Origin of the sequence: Alloalcanivorax xenomutans, assembly GCF_900217905.1 — a bacterium.
Lineage (GTDB): Bacteria > Pseudomonadota > Gammaproteobacteria > Pseudomonadales > Alcanivoracaceae > Alloalcanivorax > Alloalcanivorax xenomutans.
The window spans coordinates 256789-277410 of record NZ_OBMO01000002.1; the positions used below are offsets into that span (position 1 = coordinate 256789).

The 20622-nt window shown below is 61.7% G+C and carries 19 protein-coding genes; 5 read left to right on the plus strand and 14 right to left on the minus strand.

The features are described 5' to 3' along the window. Positions 1-56 precede the first annotated feature (56 nt). The gene (locus CRO06_RS02780) at positions 57-1499 is read right to left on the minus strand and encodes a catalase (protein WP_097057689.1); all 1443 of its coding nucleotides are present in this window, start codon (positions 1497-1499) and stop codon (positions 57-59) included. 214 nt (positions 1500-1713) lie between these two features. On the opposite strand from CRO06_RS02780, the gene trhA reads away from it, so the two are divergent. After that, on the plus strand, positions 1714-2370 hold the full coding sequence (gene trhA / locus CRO06_RS02785) for a PAQR family membrane homeostasis protein TrhA (protein ID WP_026948364.1): 657 nt from the start codon (positions 1714-1716) through the stop codon (positions 2368-2370). 165 nt (positions 2371-2535) lie between these two features. Continuing rightward, the gene (locus CRO06_RS02790) at positions 2536-4566 is read left to right on the plus strand and encodes a TonB-dependent receptor family protein (RefSeq protein ID WP_097057690.1); all 2031 of its coding nucleotides are present in this window, start codon (positions 2536-2538) and stop codon (positions 4564-4566) included. Positions 4567-4746: 180 nt separating this feature from the next. Here CRO06_RS02790 and CRO06_RS02795 read toward each other — a convergent pair whose 3' ends face one another. After that, a complete protein-coding gene (locus tag CRO06_RS02795; RefSeq protein WP_097057706.1) occupies positions 4747-5238 on the minus strand; it encodes a glutathione peroxidase in 492 nt (163 codons plus the stop codon). Positions 5239-5291: 53 nt separating this feature from the next. Further along, on the minus strand, positions 5292-5966 hold the full coding sequence (locus tag CRO06_RS02800) for a type 1 glutamine amidotransferase domain-containing protein (RefSeq protein WP_022994687.1): 675 nt from the start codon (positions 5964-5966) through the stop codon (positions 5292-5294). 178 nt (positions 5967-6144) lie between these two features. Between CRO06_RS02800 and CRO06_RS02805 the strand changes: the two genes are divergently transcribed. Both CRO06_RS02805 and CRO06_RS02810 read left to right on the plus strand, forming a co-directional pair. Next, a complete protein-coding gene (locus CRO06_RS02805; protein WP_022994686.1) occupies positions 6145-7497 on the plus strand; it encodes a deoxyguanosinetriphosphate triphosphohydrolase in 1353 nt (450 codons plus the stop codon). A gap of 115 nt (positions 7498-7612) precedes the next feature. Then, positions 7613-7930: a c-type cytochrome gene (locus CRO06_RS02810; protein ID WP_097057691.1), complete on the plus strand. Its 318-nt coding sequence runs from the start codon at positions 7613-7615 to the stop codon at positions 7928-7930. 213 nt (positions 7931-8143) lie between these two features. Here the strand turns inward: CRO06_RS02810 and CRO06_RS02815 are convergent, their stop codons facing one another. The 10 genes from CRO06_RS02815 to CRO06_RS02860 all read right to left on the minus strand — a co-directional run bounded on the left by CRO06_RS02815 (position 8144) and on the right by CRO06_RS02860 (position 18702). Further along, positions 8144-8644, minus strand: a complete 501-nt coding sequence (locus CRO06_RS02815) for a nitrous oxide reductase accessory protein NosL (protein ID WP_097057692.1) — start codon at positions 8642-8644, stop codon at positions 8144-8146. Positions 8645-8652: 8 nt separating this feature from the next. Further along, a complete protein-coding gene (locus CRO06_RS02820; RefSeq protein ID WP_022994683.1) occupies positions 8653-9480 on the minus strand; it encodes an ABC transporter permease in 828 nt (275 codons plus the stop codon). Continuing rightward, positions 9477-10343, minus strand: a complete 867-nt coding sequence (locus CRO06_RS02825; RefSeq protein ID WP_026948729.1) for an ABC transporter ATP-binding protein — start codon at positions 10341-10343, stop codon at positions 9477-9479. Before CRO06_RS02825 ends, CRO06_RS02820 begins: the two co-directional genes overlap by 4 nt. Further along, a complete protein-coding gene (locus CRO06_RS02830; protein WP_097057693.1) occupies positions 10330-11631 on the minus strand; it encodes a nitrous oxide reductase family maturation protein NosD in 1302 nt (433 codons plus the stop codon). The genes CRO06_RS02825 and CRO06_RS02830 overlap by 14 nt, the downstream gene beginning before the upstream one ends. A 38-nt stretch (positions 11632-11669) precedes the next feature. Then, positions 11670-13577 (minus strand): TAT-dependent nitrous-oxide reductase, encoded by a 1908-nt coding sequence (gene nosZ, locus CRO06_RS02835; RefSeq protein ID WP_055100355.1) that lies wholly within the window; start codon positions 13575-13577, stop codon positions 11670-11672. Positions 13578-13615: 38 nt separating this feature from the next. Then, positions 13616-15742 carry a transcriptional regulator NosR gene (gene nosR, locus CRO06_RS02840; RefSeq protein WP_097057694.1) on the minus strand — a complete coding sequence of 709 codons (2127 nt, stop codon included), beginning with the start codon at positions 15740-15742 and terminating at the stop codon, positions 13616-13618. Positions 15743-15910: 168 nt separating this feature from the next. Then, positions 15911-16810: an endonuclease/exonuclease/phosphatase family protein gene (locus CRO06_RS02845; protein WP_026948732.1), complete on the minus strand. Its 900-nt coding sequence runs from the start codon at positions 16808-16810 to the stop codon at positions 15911-15913. A gap of 8 nt (positions 16811-16818) precedes the next feature. Continuing rightward, positions 16819-17460, minus strand: coding sequence for a thiol:disulfide interchange protein DsbA/DsbL (locus CRO06_RS02850; protein WP_022994676.1), 642 nt, complete (start codon positions 17458-17460; stop codon positions 16819-16821). A gap of 289 nt (positions 17461-17749) precedes the next feature. Further along, entirely contained in the window at positions 17750-18391 is a 642-nt protein-coding gene (locus CRO06_RS02855) for a c-type cytochrome (RefSeq protein WP_022994675.1), read from the minus strand. Positions 18392-18414: 23 nt separating this feature from the next. Then, positions 18415-18702: a c-type cytochrome gene (locus tag CRO06_RS02860; protein WP_022994674.1), complete on the minus strand. Its 288-nt coding sequence runs from the start codon at positions 18700-18702 to the stop codon at positions 18415-18417. Between the two features lie 215 nt (positions 18703-18917). Here CRO06_RS02860 and yihA point away from each other — a divergent pair, with 215 nt between their 5' ends. Next, positions 18918-19553, plus strand: coding sequence for a ribosome biogenesis GTP-binding protein YihA/YsxC (gene yihA / locus CRO06_RS02865; RefSeq protein ID WP_026948734.1), 636 nt, complete (start codon positions 18918-18920; stop codon positions 19551-19553). Positions 19554-20285: 732 nt separating this feature from the next. Here the strand turns inward: yihA and CRO06_RS02870 are convergent. Continuing rightward, positions 20286-20618, minus strand: coding sequence for a Na+/H+ antiporter subunit G (locus CRO06_RS02870; protein ID WP_022994672.1), 333 nt, complete (start codon positions 20616-20618; stop codon positions 20286-20288). Positions 20619-20622: the final 4 nt, after the last annotated feature.

Genomic DNA, 20622 nt, shown 5'->3' on the forward strand with positions numbered 1-20622 from the left:
GCGGCTCGTGAGCAGCTACTCCGCTCACAAGCCGCGATGGGCTGACACCCGGCGTATCAGCGACTCAGCCCCAACGCCTTGGCCACTCCTGCGGCATAGGCCGGATCGGCTTTCTCGAAGTGCTCAAGCTGCCGGCGCACGATCTCTTCCGGCACTCCGTCCATGGCGCGGGCGATGTTGCCGAACAGGCGCTCCTGCTGTTCCGGTGTCATCAGCCGGAACAGGTCGCCGGCCTGGGTGTAGTCGTCATTGCCTTCACGATGGTCGTAGCGATCAGCGTCACCGCTGATGTTCAGCGGCGGTTCTCTGAACGCCGGATCCTCCACCGGACCGCCAAAGCTGTTCGGCTCATAATTGACGCTGCCGCCACCGTTACCATCGAAACGCATCCGGCCATCCCGGTGATAGCCATGCACCGGACAGCGTGGCAGATTCACCGGCAGACTCTCGTAGTTAACACCAAGCCGGTAACGGTGCGCGTCGGCGTAACTGAAGATGCGGAACTGCAGCATCTTGTCGGGGCTGTGGCTGATCCCCGGCACCACATTGGCGGGGCTGAAACTGGCCTGCTCCACCTCGGCGAAGTAGTTTTCCGGATTGCGGTTCAGAGTCAGTTCACCGATCTCGATCAACGGATAGTCGCCGTGCGGCCAGACCTTGGTCAGATCGAACGGGTTGTAGGGTGTGTTCTCCGCCTCCGCTTCCGGCATGATCTGCACGCACACACGCCACGCTGGGAAATCCTTGTTCTCGATGGCGTTGTACAGATCGCGCTGATGGGATTCACGGTCGCCTCCGACGATCTCTCCGGCCTCCTCATCGGTCAGGCATTCAATGCCCTGTTTGGTCTTGAAGTGGAACTTCACCCAGAAGCGCTCGTTGTTCGCGTTGATGAAGCTGTAGGTGTGAGAACCATAGCCGTTCATATGCCGATAGCTTTTCGGCAGGCCCCGGTCGGACATCAGGATGGTGACCTGATGCAGGGATTCCGGACTCAGCGACCAGAAGTCCCAGGCCGCGGTATTGGAACGCATATTGGTACGCGGGTCGCGTTTCTGGGTGTGGATGAAATCCGGAAACTTGTAAGGGTCGCGCACGAAGAACACCGGCGTATTGTTGCCGACCAGATCCCAGTTGCCCTGTTCGGTGTAGAACTTGAGGGCGAAACCCCGCACATCACGCTCGGCATCGGCGGCGCCGCGCTCACCGGCCACGGTGGAAAAGCGCAACAGCACGTCGGTTTCAGTACCAGGCTGAAACACCTTTGCCTTGCTGTACTGGGTAATGTCACCAGTCACCTTGAAAGTGCCAAATGCCGCCGACCCCTTGGCGTGCACCACCCGCTCGGGAATCCGTTCACGGTTGAAGTGGGCGTGCTTTTCGAACAGCTGCCAGTCTTGCACCAGCAGCGGTCCACGCGGACCGGCCGTCAAGCTGTTCTGATTGTCCGCCACCGGAATCCCGGCGCTGGTGGTCAGGGTCTGCTTCTTCTTACTCATGATGCCTCTCCTTGGGTTCAACCTGGGGGGTTAACAGACCCTTCGAGGTTACGACGAACGGAGTGACAAAACGAACAGTGAGACGGCATGAGATTAATAGGTCCTTTCGATCAATGGCCTTTATGTCATAGTGGACAAGTATGCCCGGCCTTTACAGTCCGCCGGCAATCATCGCATGATGCGTTTTTCACCCGTTCATGAGATTCCGAACCGCATGACCTCGACAACCGTGGCCTCGACCGCCTATTCCCGGCTGGAAGAGTTTCTCAACAGTCTCACCCACGGTATCGGCGCCGCTCTCAGTATCGTCGGCACGGTGATCCTGGTGGTGGCCGCCAGCCTGCTTGGCGATCCCTGGAAGATTGTCGGCTTCAGCATCTTCGGCGCCAGCCTGATTCTGCTCTATACCGCCAGCACCCTCTATCACGGTGCCCGCCGCCCCGCCCTCAAAGCCTTTTACAAGATGCTCGATCATTGCGCCATCTTCGCGTTGATCGCCGGCACCTACACGCCGTTTCTGCTGGTCAACATGCGCGGCACCGTGGGGTGGGTGCTGTTCGCGGTGATCTGGTCGCTGGCGCTGGCCGGCATCGCCTTGAAGCTGGTGTTCGGCAACCGCTACAAGCTGGCCCGAGTGGCCATCTATCTGGTCATGGGCTGGCTGGTTCTGTTCGCCTCCGGTGAACTGGTGGGCCGGCTCAACGACGTGGGCTTCTGGCTGGTGCTGGCCGGCGGTCTTACCTACACCGGCGGTGTGGTGTTCTATCTGGCGGATCGCCTGCCCTACAACCACGCCATCTGGCATCTGTTCGTGGTCGGCGGCAGCGTTTGCCATTTCCTGGCAGTGTATTACGGCGTTCTGCCCGTCTAAGAGACTGTCTCGAAACAAGTCACGGTGAACACCCGGCCGTTTCAATCCGCGTCACTTTCCCCTCTCCCCACCCCCGATCCATAGGTATTGGGGGATCAGCACGGAAGTTGCATTGACCCGGGACGCCAAAACCGGCTAATTCCATAATTCAAACAAGAGGTCCTCATGCGATATCCGGTTCTGCTGTCCCCCGTGCTGCTTTTACCCTGTCTTGGCCAAGGCGCCCAGCCGATTCCCCTGGAGACGGTGACCGTGACCGCGCCCCGTCAGAGCCAGGCGCTGCTGGACACGCCAGCGGCGGTAACAGTGGTGGACAGTCAGGCTCACGGCGAGGGCCGCCCGAACCTGCAACTGGACGAGACCCTCAACCGGGTCCCCGGCCTGTTCTTTCAGAACCGCTATAATTTCGCCCAGAACCTGCGCATCTCCAGCCGCGGCTTCGGCGCTCGCGCGCCCTTCGGCGTGCGCGGCTTGCATCTGCGTGTGGACGGCCTGCCCTATACCCTGCCGGACGGCCAGTCCCAGGTGGACGCCATTGATCTGGACCGGCTGCGGCAGGTGGAAGTGCTGCGCGGCCCGGCCTCTTCCCTGTACGGTAACGCCGCCGGCGGCGTGCTGTTGCTGAACAGCGACGACGGCGGCAGCCAGCCTCCCGGGGCGCACTTGCGTGTGGCCGGCGGCAGCGACGACTACCGCAAGCTCGGCGCCACGCTGTATCAGCGGGACGAGAACAATGACTACGCGTTGGGCGTTTCCGCCCTGTCCTTCGATGGCCAGCGGCAACAAAGCCGGGTGGAGAAATATCAACTCAATGGCAAATGGCGGCACGCTCTCGCCAACGGCGGCCGCATCACCACCTTGCTGGAGGTGCTGGATATTCCCACCGCCGAGGATCCCGGCGGCCTGACCCGGGCCCAGGCGCACCAGGATCATGATCAGGCCTCCCGCTTCTCCAACCTGCTCGACGCCGGCCAGGTGGTGCGCCAGCAACGGCTGGGCTGGGTCTGGGATCAGCCCACGGAGCATGGCGCCTGGCAGGGCTATCTGCACTACACCCACCGCGATTTCGAACAGCAGTTACCCTTTCCGGGCAGCAGCGAGCTGGGCTATGAGCGGCAATTTTACGGCACCGGCCTGCGCCATGCCGGCCAGGCCGGAAAGCTCAACTACGTGGTCGGCGCCGAAGTGAACCGGCAGGAGGATGATCGTGACCGTTATCAGGTCAGTGCCAGCGGCGCACGCCAGGGCCGCACCGCCGACGAGCAGCAGAACGCCACCGCCGCCGGACTGTTCGCCCAGGCCACCCTGCCACTGAATGAGTACTGGTCCTGGACCTTGGGCGGACGTCTGGACCGGTTGCAGCTGTCCATCGACGACCGCTTTCTGGCGGACGGCGACGACGACGGCCATCGACGTTTCACCGAACGCAGCTACAGCACCGGATTGAACTGGCGGCTCCATCCCCGCCATCAATTGTTCGCCAACATCGGCTCCGCTTTCGAGAGCCCCACCTTCACGGAGTTCGCCAATCCCGACGGCGGCGGCTTCAACCCGGACCTGGAACCACAGAAAGCCGTGAATGGCGAGATCGGCGCCCGCGGCGACCTGTCCGGCACCGTGCAGTACGAACTGACCCTGTTCACCGTGCGCACCCGCGACGAGATCGTGCCTTTCGAGCAGGACGGCCGCACCTTTTATGAAAACGCCGGCCGTACCCGGCGGGACGGTGTGGAACTGGGACTGAGCTGGTATCCGGACGATTGGAACCGGATCAGCGCCGCCTGGACCTATGGCAATTACCGGTTCCGCCGTTTCCAGGAAAACGGCGAATCCCTGCGGGACCATCGTCTGCCGGGACTGCCTGAACACCAGCTCTACCTGGAATGGCAACGGGACTATCGCGGCGGCACCTTCACCAGTCTGGAAACCCTGATGATCAGCTCGGTCTACGCGGAGAACGGCAACGATACCCGTGTCGGCGGCTACGCACTGGTCAACGGCCGGGTCGGCCACCGCTGGCGGCTCGCCGGCGGCCACCAACTGACCACCTACCTCGCCGCCCATAACCTGCTGGATCGGGACTACTACGCCAACATCCGCATCAACGCCAACAGCGACCGCCCGCTGGCCAGCCGCGGCTACTTCGAGCCCGGCCCGGGACGGACCTGGGTGGCGGGGATGGAGATAAGACTGTGAGAAGCAGTTAACAGGGAACAGTGAACAGCGAAAGAAAAAAGTCGACCCATGTGTTTTCTGTGGGAGCTTGCCTGCAAGCGAATATTGCTCAACGCCTGACCGAACCCCATTCGCTTGCAGGCAAGCTCCCACAGCGGCTAAAGATTATCTGTTTTCGTTTTTCGGCCTTTCCGCTGTTAACTATTCACTGTTCCCTGTTAACTGCTTTTCGATGTCCGCTGCCAGCGCTTCCGGTTTATCCTTGGGGGCGTAACGGCGGATCACCCGGCCTTCGCGGTCGACCAGGAACTTGGTGAAGTTCCATTTGATGCCTTCGCTGCCGAGCAGGCCGGGGGCTTCTGATTTGAGGTAGCGATAAAGGGGATGAGCATCGCTGCCGTTAACGTCGATTTTGGCGAACATGGGAAAGTCGACGCCGTAGTTCTTCTCACAGAAGGCGCCGATCTCCACTTCATCGCCGGGCTCCTGGTGACCGAACTGGTTACAGGGGAAACCCAGCACCACCAGTCCGCGATCCTTGTAACGTTGGTACAGCGCCTGCAGCCCTTTGTATTGAGGAGTGAAGCCGCATTTGCTGGCGGTGTTGACGATCAAAAGCACCTTGCCTTTGAAATCGGCCAGGGACCGGTCCTCACCGTCCAGAGTGACGGCGTTATAGTCGTAGATACCCACTTGCATTACTCCTTGGTTCCCCGGCCGACGCGGCGGGCGAGCCGCCACCCGGCTTACCGGGACAATAATCGTTTCAGGACGGCCTCGGCCACCACCGTGCTGGATTGCGGGTTCTGACCGGTGATCAGATTACCGTCCTCCACCACTCGCGGCGTGAACATGTCACCGTTGCTGATTTCCGCGCCCAGCTCGCGCAGCCGGTTCTCCAGCAGGAAGGGCATGACGTCGTCGAGCCCGACTTCGTGTTCTTCCTCGTTGCTGAAGCAGCTTACCACGCGGCCAGCCACCAACGGCTTGCCGGCGCCGTCGCGGGCGCCCACCAGCGCCGCCGGGCCATGGCACACGGCGCTGATCAGCCCGCCCTGTTCCCAGGTACGGTTAAGCACCCGCGCCACCATGGGATGATCCGGCATATCGAACATGGCGCCATGGCCGCCGGGCACGAAGACGCCGGCGAAGCCGTCTTCCCAAATGTCCTCCAAGGCCCGGGTGTCCTGCAACGCGGTGATCGCATCCTGCCAGGCGTCCTTCTCGGCGTCATCCGGCACCGAGCGCGGATCCACCGGCACCTTGCCGCCGAGCGGACTGGCCACTTGCAGCGGGATACCGGCATCACGGAACAGACCGTAGGGCACGGCGAACTCCTCAAGCCACAGGCCGGTTTGTTGCCCTTGTCCCATTTGACCGGCACTGGTCACCAACATCAGTAGGGGTTTGTCCAGATTCATCACTGCTCCTTACTCTGACGACCCAAAGGATTCATGACTTGAACCCGCCGCCGGGGCGAAAAGGGGCTTGACCCCGGCACCGGGTCCACCAAGATGACATCAACGGTATCGGTGGCCCGCCTCACCGATGTAAACGCAGTTGGGGAGCCCGGCTCCTCCTTTCAATGGCATCCAAACCATGCATTGGGAACACCTGCTCAACAAGGAGCGCCTGGGACACCGCGGCGCCAAGGATGAAACCGGGCGCACCGCCTTTCTGCGCGACCACGACAAGATCATCTTTTCCGGCGCCTTCCGGCGCCTGGCCCGCAAAACCCAGGTGCACCCGTTGGCCACCAACGACCACGTGCACAACCGCCTCACCCATTCCCTGGAGGTGTCATGCGTGGGCCGGACCTTGGGCATCCAGGTGGGTGAGCGCTTGGAACGCCTGAAGCTGTTGCCGGCGGGCACCAACGCCACCGACCTCGGAGACATTGTGCAATCCGCGTGCCTAGCCCATGACATCGGCAACCCGCCGTTCGGCCATACCGGCGAGCGGGCCATCCGAGCCTGGTTCCAGGAGCGGGGCCAGCGTTATCTGGAACTGCTCAGCCCCGCCCAACAATCCGATCTGATTTACTTCGAAGGCAATGCCCAGGGTTTCCGCATTCTCACCAAAAGCGAGTACCACCAATACCAGGATGGCATGCGTCTAACCTACGCCACTCTGGCCACCTTTCTCAAATATCCCTGGTTATCCGCCCAGGCCGGTGAAAGCGGCATCAAACCGGGCAAGTACAGCGCCTTTGTCTCCGAGACCGGGGCGTTCCGGGAAGTCTGCCAGGCCACCGGACTGCGCCCCCTGGACGCGGACCGCTATTGCCGCCATCCCCTGGCCTACCTGATGGAGGCAGCGGACGATTTCTGCTACGCCATCATCGATCTGGAGGACGGTCTGGAGATGGATCTGCTGCACTGGGACGAGGTCTATGCCTTGCTGCAACCGGCACTGCCGGACACCGCCGAAGTACGCAGCCTGGTGCACTCCGGACTGCGCGATGGCCGTAAGGCGGCGCTGCTGCGGGGCAAGATCATTGAACGCTTTATCGAGGCCGGCGTCGAGGCCTTCATCGCCAATCACCAGCGCTTGCTGGAAGGCCGCATGGACGGGGATCTGCTGCACCATTGTGAGCCGGTGGTACACGATGTGGTGGAGAACGCCAAACAACTGGCTCGCGGCAAGGTGTTCGAGCATCCACGCAAAATTGAACTGGAAATCGGTGCCTTCGAGGTAATGGGCGCCCTGCTCGACGGCCTGATCGACGCGGCGTTGTCCCACGCCCGTGGCACCGCGCGCAACTACCGCCACGAGCGCATCATCGATCTGATCGGCCGCCACAGTTTTCCCGACGATCTGCCGGCCCTGCCGGAGCAGGAGCGCATTTATCAGTGCATCATGCGGGCGCTGGATTTCCTCTCCGGGATGACCGACAACTACGCCACTTATCTGGCCAAGCAGTTCTCGGGGATGGCGGAAACCCGCTACTGAGCGGCCCCTCGATAGGGCTCCACCGGAAGCGGCATGATCCAGATCAAGGCCGCTTCCGTGACCGGCCCTACAATCGACTCCGATCCCTATTGGCAGTCCCGCGACGGAGTCCCCGATGAAAGTAATCGCCTTTTCCCTGGCCGCCCTGGCGGCCGCTTCCCTGAGTCCTGGTCTGGCCCTGGCGGCGGACGCCGAGACCCTCTATCAAGCCAAGGCCTGCGTGGCCTGCCACAAGATCGACGGCCCCATGGTCGGCCCGTCCTATCAGGATGTGGCGAAGAAATACGCTGGTCAGGACGGCGCCGCCACCACCTTGGCAAAACACATCAAGGAAGGCAGCCAGGGTATCTGGGGCGCCATTCCAATGCCACCGAACGCGGTGACCGATGAAGAAGCCAAAACCCTGGCCGAGTGGATCCTGCAGCAGAAATAAAACCACCGCCGGTCTCCCACAGTCCCAGGCACGCCAAATATAAATTCAGAGCTGGCTACAAGGCCGCTGTGAGCTTGCCTGCAAGCGAATTGCGCTGCGTCCCAAGAATTCGCTTGCAGGCAAGCTCCTACAGTGGCTTCGTAGTGCGGTCTGTGGGAAGCTGCCCGGGCGGCGCTCCGCTCGGCAGCGAATCGGCGTGTGGGCGTGCCCCGATCAATGATGCCCGGCCATGGGCGCCGACGGGCGCCATAGCGAGGGTTTCAGCTCCTCGAAGCGGTACACCCGGCCACCGTGCCGTCCGGCCCAATCCTCGGCCGCCGATTCCCCGGCGAAGGACGCCACGGTCACGCCCATCGCTCCCGGCAAATCGCCGCCAATCACGTACCAGGCCTTACGCGCGTCGATCAAATGATCATCATCCGGCCGATTCCAGTCTCCGCGCGCCATGTCGTGGACATAGAGACGGTTTTCTCCCACCTGATTCTCCGGCTGACTCCACCAGCCCAGCATCTCCGCCACCGAGCAGAAGCGGCGCACCTGCCGCGGCGACACCGCTTCCCCCTTGGGGCCCGGAAAATCGGCGATGATCATGCCGCAGACATGGCATTCGTCATCGGCATGGAACGGCGCGGGGTCCAGGGCCGCCGGCGACGGTTCCTCACAGCCCGACAGCATCATCAGTATCAGCAGAGTAAGGATTCCGCGTTTTCCCATGACGCACCTCATATACGACGACGGAAAAGAACCAGCGCCAGCGTCAGCGGCACCAGCATCCACAACCCCAAGGCTCCCCAAAGCCCCCAGACCGGCACCGGCAGTTCCCGGCCCAGGGCCAGCACACCGGTCATTTCCGCGCCGGCGTCGAATCCGCTCAGGTTGATCAGCCGGTACAGATCCGTGGGGCTGCACAGCAGCACCCAGGGCAGAGACTCCGGACTGAAACGCCCCTCGCTGAGCACCAGCAACGCCAGCAGCAGCCAGTCGAACACCAGCACAAAGAAGAACCATACGGCCAGGGCCAGTCCGGCGGCGGTGGATTTTTCCCGCACCCGGCAACTGAGCACATAGGCCATGGCCAGGAACACCCAGCCAAGCATCATCGACGACACCGCGAAACGCGCGAACGCGCCCACCAGCAACGCCGCTGGCACGTCTTCCGCCCCGACCAGAATGACCAACAGGGCGGCGCCGAATCCAGCCACCGTGGCCAGGGCCAGAATCAGGCCGTGTCCGAAGAATTTGCCCAGCAGCAGCTGCTCCCGCCTCAGCGGATAGGACAACAGCAACAGCAAAGTGCCGGCCTCATCCTCACCGACGATGGCGTCATAAGCCAGCATCAGCGCGATCAGGGGAATCAGCAGGGTGGCCAGGGTGGAAAGGCTGGCCATGGTGGCCGGCACATTGGTGAAACCCACCGTGCCGGAGGCGGCGGCGCCAAACCAGGCGATGCCCACGGCGAGAACGGCGAACAAAACACTGATGGCCAGCAGCCAGCGGTTGCGCAGAGCATCCCGCAGTTCCTTGATGGCAATGGACCATGGCACGGTCACACTCGCTCCCTCCGCCCGGCGGTGTTCTGAAAATGGCGATAAAGATCCTCCAGGGACGGCGCCCGCACTTCCACGTCCACGGTTTCCGGCTGGTTTGAAAGAGCGCGCAACCAAGCCATTTTTTCCTTCGCTACCACGGTGCGTTCGCATCGGAGGGTACGCCCCAGCGGATCCACCTGCAGGCTGGTCAAACGCCAGCGCAATCCCGCTTCCCGTTGCAGCTCCGGCAGGCTGCCCAGCGCCCTGAGCCGGCCCTGGCACAAGATGGCGGCGCGATCGATATAGCTCTCCACCCCGGCCAGCACGTGGGAGCACAGCACCACCGCCGTGCCCCGGCGGCGCAGATCGTCGATCAGCGCATACAGGTCCGCGGTGGCGATGGGATCCAGCCCCACCGTGGGTTCATCCAGCAGCAAGAGGCGGGGTTCACCGAGCAGCGCCTGGGCCAGCCCCAGGCGCTGACGCATCCCCTTGGAGTAGGTGCGGACCCGGCGATCCGCGGCGTCCGTCAGGCCCACCTGATCGAGCAGCGCCGCGATGCCAGACACCGGCACGCCCTTCAAACGGGCGAAATAGGTCAGGGTCTCCCGGCCACTGAGTTGCGGATAGAAACTGACGTTCTCGGGCAGATACCCGAGTTCGCGGCGGGCCCGTGCTTCCCCCGCCGGCACGCCCAGCACCCGCACCTCACCGGCATCCGGCCGCAATACGCCGAGAATCAGTTTCATGGTGGTGGTCTTGCCGGCGCCGTTATGCCCGAACAGGCCCAACACCTCCCCTGCCCCCACCGTCAGGCTCAAATCGTGCAGCACCGTGGTGCGGCCATAACCGTGCCGTACCGAATGCATCTCAATCGCTGTCATGACAGATCTCCACGGCGGTCTCACCCACCGTCATCAAGGGGTGGCTGTCGCGCACGCCCGGTGAGCGCGTTACCGGGAACGCACTCTGCGCCCAGCGCAACAGGCTCACGGACGGGCTGCTCATCAACAGCCGGGCCTGGGGGTACAACCACAGCAGACGATCCAGATCGTCGTTGGGCTGATACGGCACGTCGCCGATGCCGTCACCGTCGCGGTCCCAACCCAGGTAGTCACTCCAGTAGTTGCCTCTACCCTGTCGCGACCATTCCTGGGTGCGGGTGGCCACGTACTTCACCTGTTGTTGATTGCCGATAAAACGGTTTCCGCTGAGCTGGTTGTCCTCGGAACCGGCGGTCAGATGGATGCCCAGGGTGCTTTGTTCAAAACGGTTATCGGTGATGTCGTTGTACAGTGAGTTGTAAACGAACAACGCTTTGCCCTCGGCACCGCTGATCATGGCGTCGCCGGTGGCCCCACGGCGCACACCATGAATCCGGTTGCCGCGCAGGGTGGAATAGGTGATGTAGTTCATCAGAATGCCGTAGTTCTGATCCTCCTCGGAGCAGTTGCCCTCCACCCACAGGGCACGGCTTTGCATCAAGGCATAGCCGGTGCGGGTGCGCCGGGTGATGTTGCCAACCACTTTGTTGTCATGGGAAAACATGTAATGAATGCCGTAGCGCAGGTCCTCCAGCACATTGCCTTCCAGCCGGTTGCCGTTGGAGGTGTCGATGTAGATGCCATCGCGGGTTTCGCGCACCTGGTTGCCGGTCACCCGGGCCCCGGTTACGGCGTACAAATGAATGCCGTTGCCGCGATCCTGGGAACGCAGCGACGTGTCTCCGCGGATACGATTACCGCTGATCGTGACCTCGGCGGTACCGTCCACCCAGACCCCGAAGCCAGGCCCGCTGAGGTGGTTGTTCCGCAACGTGACGCCATCAGCGCCCTTTTCGATGAATACCCCTGAGTCCATGGCGGTCAGATCCTTGCCCCAGTGACGCAATGTGCAGCCACGGACCTGGACATTGGCGGCGGCGATGGTCAAACCGTTACCCAGGCCTTCCGCGTCCAGCACCGCGCCGGGCTCGCAAATCACCTCGGCGCCCTCCCGGTCAATGCGAAAACGCCCCCGGTGAATCCCCGCCGGCACTCGCCAGCGGTTCTCCTCCGGGGCCGCCGTCGCCACGGCGATAAGGTCGCGGGATGGCATCCCGGCCTGGACCGCCATGCCGGACGCGCCCCACAGCGCCAGGCAAAACAACCCGGTTCGGCTCAGCGCCCCCATCACCGCGCCCGCACCGTCGTGCTCCCTTCCCCTTCCAATCAGGCTTTCTCCACCAGCATGCGGCCGACCATCTCCATGTGCAGGGCATGGCAGAACCAGCTGCAGTAATACCAGTGCACGCCGGGTTTATCGGCGGTGAAGGTGATGGAAGAGGTTTGCTGCGGACTGATTTCCATGCTGACGCCGTGATTGGTGAGCACGAAGCCGTGAGACACGTCCTCGATACGGTCGATGTTGGTGATGGTCACCGTGACTTCATCACCCTGCTTGACCTTGAACTCGGTCAACCCGTAGGCCGGTGCCATGGAGGTCATATAGACCCGCACCTTGTTGCCATCACGGATCACTTTGTTGTCCTGCTCCAGGGTGATGCCGTCTTTTTTGGCCCGGGCCACGGTGGTGGCGAAAAACGGATCGTTCCGCTCCCAGATTTTTTTTGTCTTGATCTGATCCCGGCGCACCAGGATGCAATCGTGGGGCTCGGCGAAGGTGGGGCCATCGTGCACCAGTTTCATTTCCTCGCCGGAAATGTCGATCAGCTGATCGTTCTCCGGGTGCAGCGGGCCGGTGGGCAGGAAACGGTCCTTGGAGAACTTGCTCAGCACCACCAGCCACTTGCCATCCGCGTCGCGGCTTTCGGTCAGCGAAGCGTGATTGTGTCCCGGCTGATAGTGCACATCCAGCTTCTGTTTGATGTAGTTGGTTTTTTCCCCTTTGTAGGCGCGGATCGCCTCATCGATGTTCCACTTCGCCACCTGGCTGTCGATGAACAGAGTGGTATAGGCATTGCCACGGCCATCGAAGGTGGTATGCAGCGGCCCCAGCCCCAATTCCGGTTCGCCCACCACCACGTCCCTGGGCGCCTTGAGCTTGCCGCCGAACAGCTCATCCAGCCGCGCGATCTCAATGATGGTGCAGGTGGGTGAGAGCTTGCCATTGGCGATGAAGTACTTGCCGTCCGGCGACGTGTTCAGGCCGTGCGGGTTCTTCGGCACCGGAATGTAGCGGGTCAGATCCGACCCGTGCCGGCCATCCACCACCGGCACCTTGCTGTCACCCAGGGTAGTGAACTTGCCGGCTCTGATCGCCGCCTCGATGCGCGGGATATTGAACACCACCACCCAGTCGCGCTCATTGCGCATCATGCCGCCCAGGTCCGTGGCTTTCTCAGAGTTGTAACAGGTGGACGCGGCGTACTTGCCGGTATAGTCGGCGTCGGTGTTGTCCAGGTTACCGTCGACGATAACCTGGAACGCCATCTCCATCCGCTCGGCGTCGATGGCGTTGAACATCGTGTAGCTGCCATCGCCCTGGATATCGAAGGACGAACCGTCATTGGGATGCGGAATAATGAATTCAGCGTTGGCGAATACGTACTTGGTGCGCGGGACTTTCTGCAGGCGCAAACCATGGATCGCCTGCACATTGGGCACCGTCAGTATGCGGTCGCATTTCATGATATCCAGACGCACCCGGGCCACCCGACTATTGGCCTTGTCATTGATGAACAGGTACTTGCCGTCATAACGGCCATCCGTCATGGACACGTGCGGGTGGTGGCTGTCGCCGTTGAGGTAACGAGCGCTGTCGCCAAGCACCTGTTTGCTTTCGTCGGTCAGCCCCCAGCCGGTGGCGGAGTCCACGTTGAACACCGGGATCCGCAACAGTTCACGCATGGAGGGCACACCCAGTACCCGCACCTCGCCGGAGTGGCCGCCACTCCAGAAGCCGTAATATTCATCCAGCTCACCCGGCCCCACATGGGCCTTGGCCATGGCTTCCTTTACCGAGGAGGCCCAGGTTTCCCGCGTCATCGCCACGCCACCCAGCGTCGCGGCACCGGCCAGGGCCGCGCCCCCAAGGGTGCCGGCACCGAGGAATCCGCGCCGGGTCAGCCCCTCGCCCCGGGCGTTCCCGTTGTCGTCATTGAACCGATCGTGTGTCATTGTCGTTTCTCCGTTGTCTGTGGCCGCTGTAACGGCCTTCAACCTTCTTCCAGTTGCAAGGCGGGAATACGCTCCGCCTCGGGGACGCTCCGCTTTCCTTTGCCGGCCCGTTTTTTCTTCAGGATCAGCGGCGGGCATTTGTATTCGTTGTGATAGGTCATCTGGCAATCCAGGCAGTAGTGGCACTCGTTGACGTTGATACGCCCGTCCGGGTGAATGGCCTGGATTTCGCATTCCTTGGCGCACAATTGGCAGGGGTTGCCGCATTCCTTGCGCCGCTTGAGCCAGTCGAACAATCTGAGTTTGCTGGGCACCGCCAAAGCCGCGCCCAGCGGACACAGGTAGCGGCAGTAAACCTTGCGGGTGAACAGATTCATGACCAGCAAGGCCAGCGCGTACAGAACGAACCACCACTGGCGGTCAAAATGCAGCGTGAAGGCGGTTTTGAACGGTTCGATTTCAGCGAACCGCTCCGCCGTGGCCATGGAATCCAGCGAGATACCGAACAGAGCCAGCAGGATCAGATACTTCACCGCCCACAGACGCTCGTGCAGAGCGAATGGCAATTCATACTGGGGAACGCGGAGTTTGCGCGCAGCTTCATTGAGCAACTCCTGGAGCGCGCCGAAGGGGCACAGCCATCCACAGAACACACCCCGGCCCCACAACAGCACGCTGGCCGCGGTGAAAGTCCACAATACGAAGATCACCGGATCGCTGAGGAACAATCCCCAATGGAAATCGTCCATTACCGCGTGGGCGAAGGTCAGCACGTTGACCACGGACAACTGGCCCAGGGCGTACCAGCCGATGAAGACCACGGTGAACAGCAGGTAGGCCCGCCGCAGCCAATGCAACTGGCGCGGGTGCCGGGCCAGGCGGTCCTGCAGAAACAGAATCACCAGCAACAGTGCCAAAGCGACGCCGATGACCACCACCGGAAACTGCTTCTGGTACCAGATCCGCACCCATACCGGTTTCTCCTCGGGCGCCGCCACGGGTTCCGGCCGTTGCAGATAGGTTTCCGGCGTGGCGTAGGGCAATTCGAAGCTGGTGAAGATACCGCTGACCGGCCCGGTCTGCCGGCGCACCAGCAATTCCAGGGTCCAGGGACTGCCGGGGTCGAAACGGTGCTCCAGGCGGACGATAAAGATCGCCATTTCCGAAAACCCCGGCATGCCAGCGGCATAAACATCGGATAACCGCTGGTAGTCCAGGTCCCGGAAACTGATGATGGTGCCGTTCTGACGCAGCTGGACCCGGTCGAAGATACCGCCGCGCACATAGCCGGAGCCCTTGAACGAATAGCGCCCGTTGGCCAGCACCGCGATGGCGTATTCGCCCTCCCCCAATTCCCCCATCAAGGTCTCGTAGCCCGCTTTGCCCAGCAGGCTGATGCCCACTTCCGGCGGGTTCAGCAAGCCGGTGTACAGATCGATGAAGACGCCGCCGCGCTGATCAGGGGCAGTCTGCTCCACTCCTTCCGCCTCGGTGCCGCGAAAGGCCTCATCCACCTGCCCGCGGGTCAGATGCAGCCGGCGCAGTGCCCCCTTGCCGGCCAGTTCCTCCCAGCCCACGGCGGCTCCACGGCCACCACGGATACGCGCCGCGCGGCGCCGGCCCGATGGCGCTTCGATCAATCCCAGCGACACCGCTACTTTGCGCGCCGCGCCCATGATGGTTTCATTGACCACCATGACGGTGACTGTCGCGCCGCTTACCGCATCGACGGTCACCGTCTCGGGGTCGCGGGAACGTCCCACCACGACCCGCTGATCGGCGTCGACGCCGGCATAGTGGGCACTGAAATCATGGAGCTTCTGTTCGGGAATTCCGACCAGCAGGATAGGTTCGTGATGCTCCACCACGTAGGCGTCGAGAATGACACCCTGAGGATCCATCACGATTTGCACGTTGATGGGTTTGCCGGAATAGGCGGGGATGTTGACCACATCCTGGCTGTAAAACAGATAGCCGAGAAGATCGCCGTTGCGGGACAAAGTGCGGACCCGGAAGTCCCCTTCCGGCTCGGACCAGTCCGCTCCGGGAAACAACGCTTCCACACGCTGCCGATCCAGATCCGCCAGGGCGGGCGAACACAGCCAGGTGCCGACCACACACAGTAAGGTCAGCCATCCCCCCTTCCAGCGGGAAAACAACGACATTGCACGCCCCATAACATGTATTTGCGGAGCATGTTACAAGCCGTACCGCCAGCCTGGCTGACATACATCAACGAGGCGAAGGAAAATCAGGATGCCGCCATCGGCCCCGGCCTGATTCAGAGATAGCTACGCTACGAAGCCGCTGTGGGAAGGGACTCTTGCGGAGCGTCAGTCGATCAGCGGCAGCCGATGCTCCAGGCTGGCCGCGCGCACCGCATCGGGAATACGGATTTCCGTGGCCAGGGGAAGATGATCCGACAGCAGACAGTCCTCCAGCACGCGGCTGTGGCGTACCTGCAGTTCCGGTGTGGCCAGGATATGGTCGATGTGACGATCCGGCGCCCAGCTGGGGTAGGTTTGCAAATCGCCTTCCACCAGTACCAGCCCGAGATCCGTCAACGGCGACGCGGAGAGATGCTCCGGCCGGCAGTTGAAGTCACCCATGATCAGACTGTAACGGTACGGTCGCAGCAGGTCCGCCAGGTAGGTCAGTTGGGTATTGCGCATCTTTTCGCCCAATGCCAGATGACACACCGCCACCACCAGCGGTTCCACCGGATGGCCGAATTTGATCACGATGGCACCCCGACCAGGCAAGCCGGGAAGGATGTGGTCTTCCACCGCGTAGGGCGGCATGCGACTGAGTAACCCATTGCTGAACTGCCCCAGACGCCCCAGATTACGATTCAACTGCTGATGCCAGAACGGGAAATCCGCCAGACTCGCCAGATGCACCAACTGATTGAGGTTGCGCGAGCGCAGACTGCCGCCATCCACTTCCTGCAGGCCTACCACATCGAAATGACGCACCACATCAGCGATCTGTTCGATGATCTCCACGCTGCGCGGATGCGCCACCAGATGCTTCCAGCTGCCGGTCACGTAGTCCCGGAACCGGCTGGTGCCAATACCCGCCTGAATGTTGAAGCTGAGGATTTTGAGAGTGTCGCTGGGCAGCGACACCTCACGCACCCGCCGGGTGCGGCGGTGCCCTTCCCGTGCCAGCGAAAAACCCGACGGGCGGGTTTTCCAGTTTTGATAGGCGTTACGGGCGCGTTCCAGCAGCATGGCGTTGCTTACTTCTCACTTTCTTTTTTAACCAGGAAATCCACCACGTCGAACATCTCGGCGTTGTTCTTGAGGTTATCCCGCATCACCGCGTATTTGCCAGCCACCACCAGGGAGGGCACACCGCGGATCTGATATTCACGGGTCAGGGCGTCCGCCTCGCGAACCTTGGTGGACACGGCGAAAGAGCCGTACAGACTGTTGAACTTGTCGCGCTCCACACCGTATTTCTCGAAGAAACCGGCCAGGGCGTCGGCGTCGAACAGGCGCTCACGATGCATATGAATGGCGTCGAACAGCGGCCGGTGAATCTCGCCGGTCAGCCCCTGGGATTCCTCGATGAAGTAGGCCCGGGCCAGCGGCTCGGCGTGCTGCATGAACAGTACCGGAGTACGCACATAGGCCGCCGCCTCCGGCTTGTTCTTCAACCAGTTGTCCACGGTGGGTTCCAGGGAATAGCAATGCGGACACATGTAGGAGAAAAACTCCCGCACTTCCACCTTGCCGGAGGGGACACTGGTGGTGCCGGGATTATCCAGCACCCGGTAATGAACGCCTTCTTTGTATTGAGGCTGCCCTTCCTGAGCCACCACGGTGGCGGACATCATCAGCCCCAGGGACATCAGCAGGGCGCTAACCATACGCAGCATGAAATTCTCCTTGTTGTCACAGCTTTAGCGAGAACCGAAACCATTAAGAGTCATGAACACCCCCGTTGGTTCCCCTTTCGATGATAGGAGTCTTTTGTATCACAGTCGTGAAGGCTTGGCGCGCGTCGTGGACGGCCCGGAGGGTGACTGCCATGGACGGCAGTCATAAAAAATTGCCGGGAGCAATTTTAAATGTTGCTTCAGTGACGGCCCGGAGGGTGGCCGCCAAGGAGGGTGGCCATCAAAAAAGGCAGCCGAAGCTGCCTTTTTTTCCCGCGCGGGAGCGAAGTTATTCCTCGGTGGACAAACCGTTGAGGAAGCTGGCCACCGCCTTGATCTCCGCGTCACTCATCTTGGCGGCCACGGTGCGCATCATTTCCTGCGGATCGTTGGTGCGTTTAACCACATTGTCACCCAGATCACCACGGCCGGCGGCGCGGAACGCCTTCAGTTGGATTTCCAGATACTGGGCGTGCTGACCGGCCAGAGCCGGGAACCCGGCCGCCTCAACGCCCTCGCCGGCGGGGCCGTGGCAGCCGGAACAGGCAGGAACGCCATCGGCGACCACGCCGCCACGATAAATCCGCTCACCCTGTTCCACCAATTCAGGATCGGCCTGCCCCACCTTGATGGTCTGGGCGGAGAAGTACGCCGCCAGGTCAGCCATGTCCTGCTCGCTGAGATTGGCCACCATCGGTGCCATCAGTGCGTTCTGCCGATCGCCGGCCTTGAACGCCTGAATCTGCTCGACAAGGTATTTTTCACCCTGTCCGGCGAGGCTGGGCCATTCACCGGAAGGAGAGTTGCCGTCGGCGCCATGACAGGCCGCGCAGGGCTGGGATTTTTCCTTGCCGGCATCAACATCACCGGCTGCCATGGCATGGGAAACCGCCGTAGCGGCTAGCAGCACGAACAGCTTAAGACACTTCATGGCCCTTCCTTTAAAGCAGCGTGTTATTTTGTCATATGCTCGATCAGAGCGCGGTATTCTTCGTCGGAGCAGTCACTGCACATACCGCCTGGCGGCATTGCCTTGAACCCCTCTTTGACGTGCTTCACCAGCGTATCCATGCCCTTCTCCATACGCGGTTTCCAGGCGGCCTGATCCCCGGTCTTGGGCGCGCCGGCGGCTCCGGTGCTATGGCAGTAGGTGCAGCTCTGGTCGTAACGCTCCTGCACCGTGGCGGCGCTGGCGCCCACGGCGATGAACATCAGGGCGAACCCCGCGAGCAAACCCTTCATGCAATACCTCCCAATGGGCTGGCGTCATGCTGGCGACAGGCGCGTCTCTAAATTTGCCTTTAAAGACAAACACCTGTAGAAATCCCGCCACGCGCCACACGCGTGACGGCGCGCATTATATACTACGGGCTCGCCTCCGTCATATCCCTTGTTTATGCATGGGTATTTGCGGAGACAGGGCGATGCCCTCCATTGATGCTCGTAACCGGACCGCCATGCCATTGCATCCCGCTCAACGCCTTTTGCACCAGGCCGCTTTCCTGAAAAGCGCGCAAACCGTCGAACAGTGCCCCCCTGACGAGGGCCTGGAAGTGGCATTCGCCGGGCGCTCCAACGCCGGCAAGTCCAGTGCCATCAACCGCCTTACCGGCCAGCGCAGTCTTGCTCGCACCTCCAAGACACCGGGCCGGACCCAGTTGCTGAACTTTTTCACCCTGGATGAGCAACGCCGGCTGGTGGATCTGCCCGGCTATGGCTACGCCAAGGTGGACAAAGCGGTACGCATGCAATGGCAGGAGCATCTGGACGACTACCTGGCGCGCCGCGAATGTCTGACCGGCCTGGTGTTGTTGATGGACATTCGCCACCCGCTCCGGGAATTCGACCAGTTGATGCTCGAATGGTCCGCCCGTTCCGGAATGCCGCTGCTGATCCTGCTGACCAAGGCGGACAAATTAAAGTTCGGCGCCGCCAAAAGCGCCTTGATGCAGGTCACCAAGACCCTCAAAGATCATCCCGCGCCACTGCGGGTGCAGCTTTTTTCCGCCACCTCCGGGCAGGGCTGTGAGCAAGCCTGGGACCAAATGGCCGAGTGGTTGCGAATCGAGGACGAAGCCCCTCCCGCGATCTGACCGGAACTGCCCATTTGTGTCACCCGGCGCCCAATTTTGTCGGTCCCACGATCCCATCAATACCAGACCACTTCCGGCAGTGAGCGCCAACTCTTTGAATTTTGGCCATTTTTCCCGTTTTCACGAAACTGGCACAGCCCTTGCTCCGTATCGGGTGCAATACCGGCCCAGACCGAGGCATCGAAACGGGCACCGCCAAAACATCGCTGGGGGGCGATTCATGGTGGGGCCCAGGCCACGGTCGAGAGGAAGGGTGTGACCGCCGGAGACGGGGGTCATAAAAGAAGGGGGGATGCCCGGGGCCTGATCTTCGGGTAAAAAATCGCCGGGAGCGATTTTTGACGTTGCGCCAGCAACGGCCCGGCAGGGTGACCGCCATGGAAGGCAGGTTACAAAAAAAATCCCTGGCAGCAATTGGGGGGGAAGGGAACGACTTCGCTGCCAGGGAGGCTTGCCGCCCCGGCCTCCTGGGGAAGAGGCCGGGGTGTCCAGAAGCTACGAACCGGCGAGGGTACTGGGGGATCGGGGGTTACCAGTCCGTAGCTGTAAATTAAGACAGCTCCACCTCAACGAAAGTTCCTGCCGGTTCCATCTTTTACAAATTTCATGATGGGGATCACAGGCTGGCCCGAGGGCTCCCGCACGAAGGCCACTGTGTCCCCTTTTTTTTGGAAACGTAAATTCGGAGGCCGCTACGGCGCCGCTGTAGGAGCAATACCTTAGAGGGCCCGCCTACTGCTTCCAGGGCTTGCCGCGGGTGTCCTCGCGGTACTTGAGCTCCCTGTGCATGGCCGCCTTGGCCAGCATGTGCGCCGACACCGGCGCCGAAATAAACAGAAACAGAGTGATCAGAATCTCGTGGAGATGCAGGGCATGCTCGGTCCAGGAGAAGTACACCAGCGACGCCATGATGGTACCGCCCACGCCCAGCGTGGTGGCCTTGGTCGGGCCATGCAGGCGCAGGAAGAAATCCGGCAACCGTACCAGCCCCAGAGAGCCGATCAGCGCGAACACCCCGCCAATCAGCAGGAAAATCGCGGTGATGTATTCGATTACGATGTCCATTCAA

Bases quoted from the DNA above. Each gene is read 5' to 3' on its own strand.
- CRO06_RS02810 (WP_097057691.1), top strand. From the start codon at position 7,613: ATGAAAGTAATCGCCTTTTCCCTGGCCGCCCTGGCGGCCGCTTCCCTG.
- CRO06_RS02790 (WP_097057690.1), top strand. From the start codon at position 2,536: ATGCGATATCCGGTTCTGCTGTCCCCCGTGCTGCTTTTACCCTGTCTT.
- CRO06_RS02845 (WP_026948732.1), bottom strand. From the start codon at position 16,810: ATGCTGCTGGAACGCGCCCGTAACGCCTATCAAAACTGGAAAACCCGC.
- CRO06_RS02830 (WP_097057693.1), bottom strand. From the start codon at position 11,631: ATGGGGGCGCTGAGCCGAACCGGGTTGTTTTGCCTGGCGCTGTGGGGC.
- CRO06_RS02855 (WP_022994675.1), bottom strand. From the start codon at position 18,391: ATGAAGTGTCTTAAGCTGTTCGTGCTGCTAGCCGCTACGGCGGTTTCC.
- trhA (WP_026948364.1), top strand. From the start codon at position 1,714: ATGACCTCGACAACCGTGGCCTCGACCGCCTATTCCCGGCTGGAAGAG.
- nosZ (WP_055100355.1), bottom strand. From the start codon at position 13,577: ATGACACACGATCGGTTCAATGACGACAACGGGAACGCCCGGGGCGAG.
- CRO06_RS02860 (WP_022994674.1), bottom strand. From the start codon at position 18,702: ATGAAGGGTTTGCTCGCGGGGTTCGCCCTGATGTTCATCGCCGTGGGC.
- CRO06_RS02870 (WP_022994672.1), bottom strand. From the start codon at position 20,618: ATGGACATCGTAATCGAATACATCACCGCGATTTTCCTGCTGATTGGC.
- CRO06_RS02815 (WP_097057692.1), bottom strand. From the start codon at position 8,644: ATGGGAAAACGCGGAATCCTTACTCTGCTGATACTGATGATGCTGTCG.
- yihA (WP_026948734.1), top strand. From the start codon at position 18,918: ATGCCATTGCATCCCGCTCAACGCCTTTTGCACCAGGCCGCTTTCCTG.
- CRO06_RS02825 (WP_026948729.1), bottom strand. From the start codon at position 10,343: ATGACAGCGATTGAGATGCATTCGGTACGGCACGGTTATGGCCGCACC.
- nosR (WP_097057694.1), bottom strand. From the start codon at position 15,742: ATGTCGTTGTTTTCCCGCTGGAAGGGGGGATGGCTGACCTTACTGTGT.
- CRO06_RS02800 (WP_022994687.1), bottom strand. From the start codon at position 5,966: ATGAATCTGGACAAACCCCTACTGATGTTGGTGACCAGTGCCGGTCAA.
- CRO06_RS02805 (WP_022994686.1), top strand. From the start codon at position 6,145: ATGCATTGGGAACACCTGCTCAACAAGGAGCGCCTGGGACACCGCGGC.
- CRO06_RS02850 (WP_022994676.1), bottom strand. From the start codon at position 17,460: ATGCTGCGTATGGTTAGCGCCCTGCTGATGTCCCTGGGGCTGATGATG.
- CRO06_RS02780 (WP_097057689.1), bottom strand. From the start codon at position 1,499: ATGAGTAAGAAGAAGCAGACCCTGACCACCAGCGCCGGGATTCCGGTG.